At 73.0% G+C, this 7,816-nt stretch carries 9 protein-coding genes; 4 read left to right on the top strand and 5 right to left on the bottom strand.

Going from position 1 to position 7,816, the window contains the following annotated elements; translation table 11 throughout:
• Positions 1 to 26 precede the first annotated feature (26 nt).
• The 4 genes from ACIGAN_RS11155 to ACIGAN_RS11170 form a co-directional block, all read right to left on the bottom strand.
• Positions 27 to 248, bottom strand: a complete 222-nt coding sequence (locus ACIGAN_RS11155; RefSeq protein WP_399856793.1) for a hypothetical protein — start codon at positions 246 to 248, stop codon at positions 27 to 29.
• A 44-nt stretch (positions 249 to 292) separates the two neighbouring features.
• The gene (locus tag ACIGAN_RS11160; protein WP_399856795.1) at positions 293 to 832 is read right to left on the bottom strand and encodes a DinB family protein; all 540 of its coding nucleotides are present in this window, start codon (positions 830 to 832) and stop codon (positions 293 to 295) included.
• 9 nt (positions 833 to 841) lie between these two features.
• Entirely contained in the window at positions 842 to 1,279 is a 438-nt protein-coding gene (locus ACIGAN_RS11165) for a hypothetical protein (RefSeq protein WP_365736591.1), read from the bottom strand.
• Positions 1,280 to 1,340: 61 nt separating this feature from the next.
• The gene (locus ACIGAN_RS11170; protein WP_365736558.1) at positions 1,341 to 2,207 is read right to left on the bottom strand and encodes a bifunctional DNA primase/polymerase; all 867 of its coding nucleotides are present in this window, start codon (positions 2,205 to 2,207) and stop codon (positions 1,341 to 1,343) included.
• A 376-nt stretch (positions 2,208 to 2,583) separates the two neighbouring features.
• Between ACIGAN_RS11170 and ACIGAN_RS11175 the strand changes: the two genes are divergently transcribed.
• The 3 genes from ACIGAN_RS11175 (at position 2,584) to ACIGAN_RS11185 (ending at position 5,632) form a co-directional block, all read left to right on the top strand.
• Complete coding sequence (locus ACIGAN_RS11175; RefSeq protein WP_365736560.1) at positions 2,584 to 2,910, top strand: hypothetical protein; 327 nt, start codon at positions 2,584 to 2,586, stop codon at positions 2,908 to 2,910.
• A gap of 321 nt (positions 2,911 to 3,231) precedes the next feature.
• Positions 3,232 to 3,792, top strand: a complete 561-nt coding sequence (locus tag ACIGAN_RS11180) for a SigE family RNA polymerase sigma factor (protein ID WP_365736563.1) — start codon at positions 3,232 to 3,234, stop codon at positions 3,790 to 3,792.
• 160 nt (positions 3,793 to 3,952) lie between these two features.
• Positions 3,953 to 5,632 (top strand): long-chain fatty acid--CoA ligase, encoded by a 1,680-nt coding sequence (locus tag ACIGAN_RS11185; RefSeq protein WP_365736566.1) that lies wholly within the window; start codon positions 3,953 to 3,955, stop codon positions 5,630 to 5,632.
• A gap of 50 nt (positions 5,633 to 5,682) precedes the next feature.
• On the opposite strand, the gene ACIGAN_RS11190 is transcribed toward ACIGAN_RS11185, so the two are convergent.
• Positions 5,683 to 6,882, bottom strand: coding sequence for an MFS transporter (locus ACIGAN_RS11190; protein WP_365736568.1), 1,200 nt, complete (start codon positions 6,880 to 6,882; stop codon positions 5,683 to 5,685).
• A gap of 129 nt (positions 6,883 to 7,011) precedes the next feature.
• On the opposite strand from ACIGAN_RS11190, the gene ACIGAN_RS11195 reads away from it, so the two are divergent.
• Positions 7,012 to 7,590 (top strand): TetR family transcriptional regulator, encoded by a 579-nt coding sequence (locus tag ACIGAN_RS11195; protein WP_365088463.1) that lies wholly within the window; start codon positions 7,012 to 7,014, stop codon positions 7,588 to 7,590.
• The last annotated feature ends 226 nt before the right edge of the window (positions 7,591 to 7,816 follow it).

Here is a 7,816-nt window from a genome sequence, read left to right on the forward strand (position 1 = left end):
ACGGGCCATGCGCCCGCGCCCCGGGATCATGCCTGCGGCGGCGAGACGGCCCGGCTGAACGCGGTGTAGAACGGCTGGGCCATGCCGGCGAGGGCCGAGGCGCCCTGCGCGAACGGGGTGAGCGGATCGATCGATCCCGACCGGCTGTCACCGCCGCCGCCCTCACCGGCCAGGGCGGGAGAGCCGCCCTGGAGGGCGACGAGGGCGAGCAGCAGCACGGCGGCACGGGAGAGCAGACGGGTTCGCATGCTCGTTTCAACGAACCGCCTTCTCGCAGGTCACAGACGTGCGGTTAATGATGTTGACGTACCGCCGAGGCCGCCCGCAGCAGCCGCAGCTGGCCGATCTCGCTCACGTTCTTGGTCAGTTCGGTGTTCACCCAGGCCACCGTGTGCGCCACGGTGTACCGGGGATCGCCGGGCCACGGGAACCCGGCCGTGGCGTCCAGGTCCCTCTCGCCCAGGCCGTCCAGGACGGACAGCCACCGGGCGCGCAGGTCCCGCAGCCAGGTGACGGCCGGGGCGCCCCCGCCGGGCCAGACGACGTCCGCGCGGTCGTGGGGCGGGCGGCCCTGCGCGTGGTCCAGGGCGACGGTCCACCACCAGCCGATGTGCCAGCTCACCCAGGCGATCGTGGGCACCGGGACCGGGTCGGGTTCGGTGTCCGCCCAGTCCGGGGTCCAGGTGCCGTCGGCGGCCCGGCGCATCGTCCAGCAGTGCGGCGCGGGCTCCCAGAGGAAGTCCTCCGGCTCCAGCCGCTCCAGGTGGTACTCGAACAACGACCAGGCCAACTCGAACTGGTCGCGCAGCAGTTCCGTGCGGGAGACGCTCATCGCACGACCCTACGCAACCGTCCGGGCGTCCCGGGCCAGAGCCGCCCAGTCGAGGTCGCGCAGCGCGGGCTCCGCGTCGCAGCCGGACGGCAGGCGGGGCGTGGCCTGGAACCAGACGACGACCAGGCGCGAGCGGTAGCTGACCGGGTCGTGGGCCGGGTTAAGGGCCGTGGACTGGAAGGTGCCCAGGCAGGCCACGGCCGGGAGCACCTCCACGGGCCCGAGGCCGCCCGCGTACTGGTCGGGGTACTCGCGCGCGGGCGGCACCAGATGGACCGGCGTCCCGGGACGGGCGCGCTCGGCGGCGCGCACCAGGCGGGCGATGCGCAGGTCGTTCACCGGCTTGCAGGGGTAGCCCGCCGGGAGGTCGCCGTAGGTCGAGGTGAAGCGCAGCTCGGCGAGGTCCACCGAGCGGCCCGAGGCCAGGACGAGGCGGGCGAGCGCCATGGCCGGGGTGTTGCCGTACGGGTGCATGGGGGTCTTCCGGTGCTCAGGGACAGGGCTCGGGTCAGGGCCGGTGTCCCGTCATCCGGGCCGCCGAGGCGATCGTCGCGCGGGCCTCGCGCTCGGACAGGCCGGTGTTCAGGGCCGCCTCGACCAGGGGGGTCACGAGCGCCGGTCCGATGCCGTCCTCGTAGGCCCGGCAGGCCGCCCAGAACAGGCGGGTGTTGCGCTGGCCCTCGTGCGCGGCCAGGACGAACTGGACCAGGCCCTCGCCGTGTCCGCCGCCCGCCGCGGACGTGGGGTGGTGGGCGCGGGGCGGCGGGAGCAGCAGCCGCAGCAGGGAGCGCGGGCAGCGGGCGGGGGGCAGGTGGGCGGTGCCGGGCGCGGCGGCGTACACGCCCCGGTCCGTGCGGGAGCCGGGGCCGACGAGGTAGCCGCCGGCGCCCCGGATGTCGATGCCGGGGGCGAGGCGGCCCGCGGAGTTGGGGACGACCAGGTCGGGCGGGCCGCTCAGCCACAGGTGACGCCCGCCGGAGGGGGTCACCACCACCACCGTCGGGGGGATCGTGAACAGGTGCCGCAGGGCCAGCTCGCGCAGGGCGGCCGAGGAGTCCGTGCCGGTCTTCACGTCCAGGTCGACGCCGATCAGGTGGTGCGGGGGCAGGCCGCAGGCGATGCCGTAGCCGGTGGCCCAGGGGGCCGCGGCGAACAGTTCGCGGATGCGGGCCGGGTCGCTGGAGGCGTCGTACACCCCGTGGCCGAGGCGGCCGCACGCGCCGTGGCAGGGGGAGGGCGTGGGGTCGTCGCGGTGGGGGGAGCGCAGCGCGGGCAGCTTGGTGCGCGACAGGGGGATGACGGCCAGCCCGCGCTCGGCGGCTGACAGGGCGTGTGCGAGGGCCAGCGTCGTGGCCTGCCGGTCGGTGGTGGCCATGACTCTAGTTTCGTACGTACGTTCGAAAAAAGAAAGAGGGAACGGCCGCGACGCGCCGGAGCGGGGTGCTGTGCCCGAAAAGTGCGGGAACGCTTCATCCCTTGCGGCCCCCGGGTTCGAGCGCCCCTTTCCGCCCCTGTGGGGGACGGAAGTGATGCGAAGGGGTTTATCGACTTGTCATCACGCTTGCGTGCGAATGGTGGCTTCCGGGGTGGTTCGCCGGGGATTCGGTGGGCAACTCTGGACTCGCGACGTCGCACGGAAAGCCAGGGCGGCCGGCCGACTTCCCTGGTGGCAGCAGTACTTCAGCAGCAGTTCGCGCACGCACGGCCAGCGGCCGGTGCGCACGGTTCCGACGTCCTGGAGGGACAACACCATGGCAAGCATCCGTACCGCCCGCGTCATCGCCGCCGTCTCCGCCCTTCCGCTCGCAGCCGCTCTCCTCACCGGCGTGGCGGCGGCGGACAACGGCGCCTTCGCGGACAACGGATCCATCGCGGCCGTCACCGAGGCCGAGCAGGGCATCCTCGGCAGCGGCGTCGGCGGTGACAACTTCGGCAACGCGGCGACCACCCAGCAGCAGGCGGTGGGTGAGGGTGCCTCGAACCAGAGCAACACCGCCCAGGTCAACGGCTCGGCGTTCACGGCCGTCAACCAGGGCAACGCCAACACCGCCGTCAGCTTCGCCCCGCTGTGGTGGTGAGCTGAGCGGGCCGGTGCGCCGGCCCGCCGTCCGGGTGGGGTGTGCTTCGTGGGGTGACAAGCGTCTGAGCGGCGGTGCTCCGGTACCGCCGCGCAGGCGTTTTCTCATGCTCCGCCCGCGGTGACCGCCGCGGCCGCCCGGGGCGCCCCGACGCCCGCCCTCGTCCTCACCGACGACCCCCAGGGGTGAACCCGCAGTACGCGGCCCCCGCCGCTCCACCTACAGGAGGTGGAGTCGGCCCCACCCCTACAACCTGAGGGGGACCCCGCTTCGGGACCTGCGGCCGATCCGCCCGCACCGCCCCGCTCATAGCGTTGAGCCATGACCACACTCGTCTGCACGAGCGCTTCGAAGGCGGCCGCACCCACGGCGCAGACCCTTCCGTACCCGTCGTTCTCGTCGTACGTCAGGGCCCGCCAGCCGGTGCTGCTGCGTACCGCCCGCTCGCTCACCGGTAACCCGAGTGACGCGGAGGACCTGCTGCAGACCGCGCTCGCCAAGACGTACGTCGCCTGGGAGCGCATCGAGGACCACCGCGCCCTCGACGGCTATGTGCGCCGGGCGCTGCTGAACACGCGGACCTCGCAGTGGCGCAAGCGCAGGGTCGACGAGTTCGCCTGCGACGAGCTGCCCGAGCCGGATCCGGTGCCCGGCGGTGACGACCCGGCCGAGCAGCAGGCGCTGCGCGACGCGATGTGGCGGGCGATCATGCGGCTGCCCGCCCGGCAGCGGGCGATGGTGGTCCTCAGGTACTACGAGGACCTCAGCGAGGCCCAGACGGCCGAGGTGCTCGGTGTGTCCGTCGGCACGGTGAAGTCGGCCGTCTCCCGGGCCCTGGGCAAGCTGCGCGAGGACGCCGAGCTGGGACTCGTCCGCTCGTGACACCCGCCGTTCTGCCTGGTGAGAGGCTCCACGGGGCGCTGTCCGGCACCGCTGTGAGCTGCCGCGCCCGCATGGCGTGATGTGATCGATCACCCGGTCCTAGTGACATACCGCTTGGTATGTGCGCAGAATCAGCGCAACCCTTACCACCGCGTAGGCAATGTCGCCCCGGGAGGACGCCGTGCTGAGCACCATGCAGGACGTACCGCTGCTGATCTCGAGGATCCTGACCCACGGGTCGACGATCCACGGGACCTCGCAGGTGACCACGTGGACCGGTGAGGACGAACCGCACCGCCGCTCCTTCGCGGAGATCGGCGCCCGAGCGGCCCAGCTGGCCCACGCGCTGCGGGAGGACCTCGGCGTCACGGCCGACGAACGCGTGGCGACCCTCGCCTGGAACAACGCGGAGCACGTCGAGGCCTACTTCGCGATCCCGTCCATGGGCGCGGTCCTGCACACCCTGAACCTCCGCCTCCCGCCCGAGCAGCTGGCCTGGATCGTCCACCACGCCGCCGACCGCGTGATCATCGCCAACGGCTCGCTGCTGCCCCTGCTCGCCCCGCTGCTGCCGCACCTGAAGACCGTCGAGCACGTGGTCGTCACCGGCCCCGGGGACCGCTCCCTGCTCGCGGAGGCGACCGCGCGGGTGCACGAGTACGAGGACCTGATCGCCGGGAAGCCGACCTCCTACGACTGGCCCGAGCTGGACGAACGCCAGGCCGCCGCCATGTGCTACACCTCCGGCACCACCGGCGACCCCAAGGGCGTGGTCTACAGCCACCGCTCCATCTACCTGCACTCCATGCAGGTCAACATGGCCCAGTCGATGGGCCTGACCGACCAGGACACCTCCCTGGTCGTGGTCCCCCAGTTCCATGTGAACGCCTGGGGCCTGCCGCACGCCACGTTCATGACCGGCGTGAACATGCTGATGCCGGACCGCTTCCTGCAGCCGGCCCCGCTCGCCGCGATGATCGAGCGCGAGCGGCCGACCCACGCCGCCGCCGTGCCGACCATCTGGCAGGGCCTGCTCGCGGAGCTGACCGCGCACCCCCGGGACGTCTCCTCCCTCACCCAGGTCACCATCGGCGGCTCGGCCTGTCCGCCGTCGCTGATGGAGGCCTTCGACAAGCTGGGCATGCGCGTCTGCCACGCCTGGGGCATGACCGAGACGTCCCCGCTGGGCACGGTGGCCCGTCCCCCGGCCGCCGCGGTCGGCACGGACGAGGAGTTCGCCTACCGCCTCACCCAGGGCCGTTTCCCGGCCGGTGTCGAGGCCCGGCTGACCGGCCCCGGCGGCGAACGTCTCCCCTGGGACGGCGAGTCGGCGGGTGAGCTGGAGGTGCGCGGCCCGTGGATCGCCGGCGCCTACTACAACGGCCCGGACGCCGAACCGCTGCGCCCCGCCGACAAGTTCAGCGAGGACGGCTGGCTCAAGACCGGCGACGTCGGCACCATCTCCCCCGACGGCTTCCTCACCCTCACCGACCGCGCCAAGGACGTCATCAAGTCCGGCGGCGAGTGGATCTCCTCGGTGGAGCTGGAGAACGCGCTGATGTCCCACCCGGACGTCGCCGAGGCGGCGGTCGTCGCCGTCCCCGACGACAAGTGGGGCGAGCGCCCCCTGGCCACGGTCGTCCTCAAGGAGGGCGCCACCGTCGGCTTCGAGGCCCTGCGCGCCTTCCTCGCCGAGGAGGGGAAGATCGCCAAGTGGCAGCTCCCGGAGCGCTGGACGGTCATCGAGTCGGTCCCGAAGACCAGCGTCGGCAAGTTCGACAAGAAGGTGCTGCGCAGGCAGTACGCGGAGGGCGAGCTGGACGTCACGTCCCTGACCTGACCGCCGCATGGAGCCCCCGGCGACCGCCGGGGGCTCTCCCTCTTTGAGCGTCACCGTCGCGACCAGCTGAGCCCCCACCCCAGGACCAGCCACACGCCCGCGACCCCGCACACCCCGCCCCAGCCGAAGTGGCTGTACGCCGCCCCCGCCAGGGCCGACGCCGCCGCGCCGCCCGCGAAACCGGCGACGACGTAGGCCGTGTTGGCGGTGGCCGGGGTGGCGGTCGCCGTCAGGGCGAGGGTCTGGTTGGCGACGTGCGAGGCGACCAGCGCCGCGTGGATCAGGACGGCTGCGGCGAACAGCGCGACCAGCGCGTGACCGCCGAGCCAGAACAGCGGCACCGCCACGGCGGCCAGCAGATACGCCGACCGCACGACCCGGGCCGCGCCGAACCGGTCCACGAGCCCGCCGGCCAGCGGCGCCACCGCCGTGGCGGTGAGCCCGAACAGGCCGAACAGCCCGGCCGTCGCGGTGGACAGCCCGTACGCCGGTCCGGTCAGCAGCAGCGCGAGCGAGGTCCACAGCGCGCTCCACGCGCCGAACATGCCGGCCTGCCGCACACAGGCCCGCCACAGGTCGGGCGAGCTGCGCAGCACCTTCGGCAGGGCGGCCAGGCCCGAGAACAGCGAGCCGGTCCCGCGCCGCCGCGTGGGCAGGACGGCGGCGGTGGCCAGGCCCAGGGCGAGCGTGAGCACGGCCGCGCCCGCGAACACCCAGCGCCAGCCGAAGGCCTGCCCGGCCAGACCGCCCAGCACCCGGGCCCCGACGATCCCGGTGAACAGGCCCGCTATGACGGCCGCGACATGCCGCGCCCGGCGGTCGGCGGGCGCGCGTTCGGCGACCAGCGGCACCAGCAGCTGCGGGATCACCGTGGCCGCCGAGGCGACGAACACGGCCACCGCGAGCGCCCCGACACCCGGCGCGACCGCACTGGCCAGCAGCGCGACCGTGGTGACCAGCGTCAGCCCGGCCACCAGCCGGCGCCGGTTCGCGCTGTCGCCGAGCGGGGCGAAGAACAGCAGGCCGACGGCGTAGCCGAGCTGCGCGACCGAGGCGATCCAGGCGACGGCCGAGGGCGCCGAGCCGAAGTCGCGGGCCATGAGGGAGAGCAGCGGCGCGGCGAGATAGATGTTGGCGGCGGTCACCGCGCTGCACACCGCGATCAACGTGAGGAAGAGGCCGGGCGCGGGCGTACGGTCCCGCCCTGCGGGGGCCGTGCGGCGGGGAACGGTCGTGGTCGCTGAGGACATGAGGGGAGGACTCCTTGGAGTCGGCTCTAACAACTAACTGGTTGGTTGGCTACCTGCCCAACAGCATGGGCGGCCCGTCCATTCCCTGTCAACCAAACAGTTGGTTACCTGGCGCGCTACCCTCTCCCCATGGCAGCAAGGGACCCCGAGGCCACCAAGGCCCGGATCTTCGAGGCGGCGGTCGCCGAGTTCGCCCGGCACGGCATCGCCGGTGCCCGCATCGACCGCATCGCCGCCGAGGCGAAGGCCAACAAGCAGCTCATCTACGCCTACTTCGGCAACAAGGCGGAGCTGTTCGCGATCGTCCTGGAGCGCAAGATGCTCCACCTCGCCGAGGCCGTGCCCGTCGACCCGGACGACCTGGAGGGCTGGATCGACCGCCTGATGGACTACCACGCCGCCCATCCGGAGCTGCTGCGCCTGCTCTTCTGGGAGGGCCTGGAGTACGGCAGCGCCGAACTGCCCCACGAGTCCGACCGCCAGGAGCACTACCGCCGCAAGGTCGCCGCCCTGCGGGACGGCCAGGACCGGGGCGTGGTCACCGACGCGATCCCGGCGGCCGACCTGCTCTTCCTGCTGACGGCCCTCGCCAACTGGACCGCCGTCGTCCCGCAGATGCGGCGCATCCTGGTCGGCGACGACGCGACCGACCGCGACCGCCTGCGCGCCTCGGTGAAGGAGGCGGCGCGCAGACTCGCGGCGCGCTGAACCTGCAGGCCCTGGTGCGCATGCAGCCGGGCGAGGGGAAGGTGGCCAGCCTGGTCGTACCGCCCGTACGCCCGCCCTCGCGCCAGGCAGCCTCGGTCTGCGCCAGCAGGTCCAGCGAGGGCACGAGCACCCTAGTGCCGCATCAGGCAACGTTCGCCCTGGGTGGTCTGCGACGATGACTCCATGGACGAAGAGGTCATTCCCATTCTTCGCGTCGAGGACGCTG

This window comes from Streptomyces sp. NPDC085931, assembly GCF_044540565.1.
Taxonomy (GTDB): domain Bacteria; phylum Actinomycetota; class Actinomycetes; order Streptomycetales; family Streptomycetaceae; genus Streptomyces.

Excerpts from the sequence above, each read along its gene's own strand:
- ACIGAN_RS11155 (WP_399856793.1), bottom strand. The coding sequence starts at position 248 with ATGCGAACCCGTCTGCTCTCCCGTGCCGCCGTGCTGCTGCTCGCCCTC.
- ACIGAN_RS11160 (WP_399856795.1), bottom strand. The coding sequence starts at position 832 with ATGAGCGTCTCCCGCACGGAACTGCTGCGCGACCAGTTCGAGTTGGCC.
- ACIGAN_RS11165 (WP_365736591.1), bottom strand. The coding sequence starts at position 1,279 with ATGGCGCTCGCCCGCCTCGTCCTGGCCTCGGGCCGCTCGGTGGACCTC.
- ACIGAN_RS11175 (WP_365736560.1), top strand. The coding sequence starts at position 2,584 with ATGGCAAGCATCCGTACCGCCCGCGTCATCGCCGCCGTCTCCGCCCTT.
- ACIGAN_RS11185 (WP_365736566.1), top strand. The coding sequence starts at position 3,953 with ATGTCGCCCCGGGAGGACGCCGTGCTGAGCACCATGCAGGACGTACCG.
- ACIGAN_RS11180 (WP_365736563.1), top strand. The coding sequence starts at position 3,232 with ATGACCACACTCGTCTGCACGAGCGCTTCGAAGGCGGCCGCACCCACG.
- ACIGAN_RS11170 (WP_365736558.1), bottom strand. The coding sequence starts at position 2,207 with ATGGCCACCACCGACCGGCAGGCCACGACGCTGGCCCTCGCACACGCC.
- ACIGAN_RS11190 (WP_365736568.1), bottom strand. The coding sequence starts at position 6,882 with ATGTCCTCAGCGACCACGACCGTTCCCCGCCGCACGGCCCCCGCAGGG.
- ACIGAN_RS11195 (WP_365088463.1), top strand. The coding sequence starts at position 7,012 with ATGGCAGCAAGGGACCCCGAGGCCACCAAGGCCCGGATCTTCGAGGCG.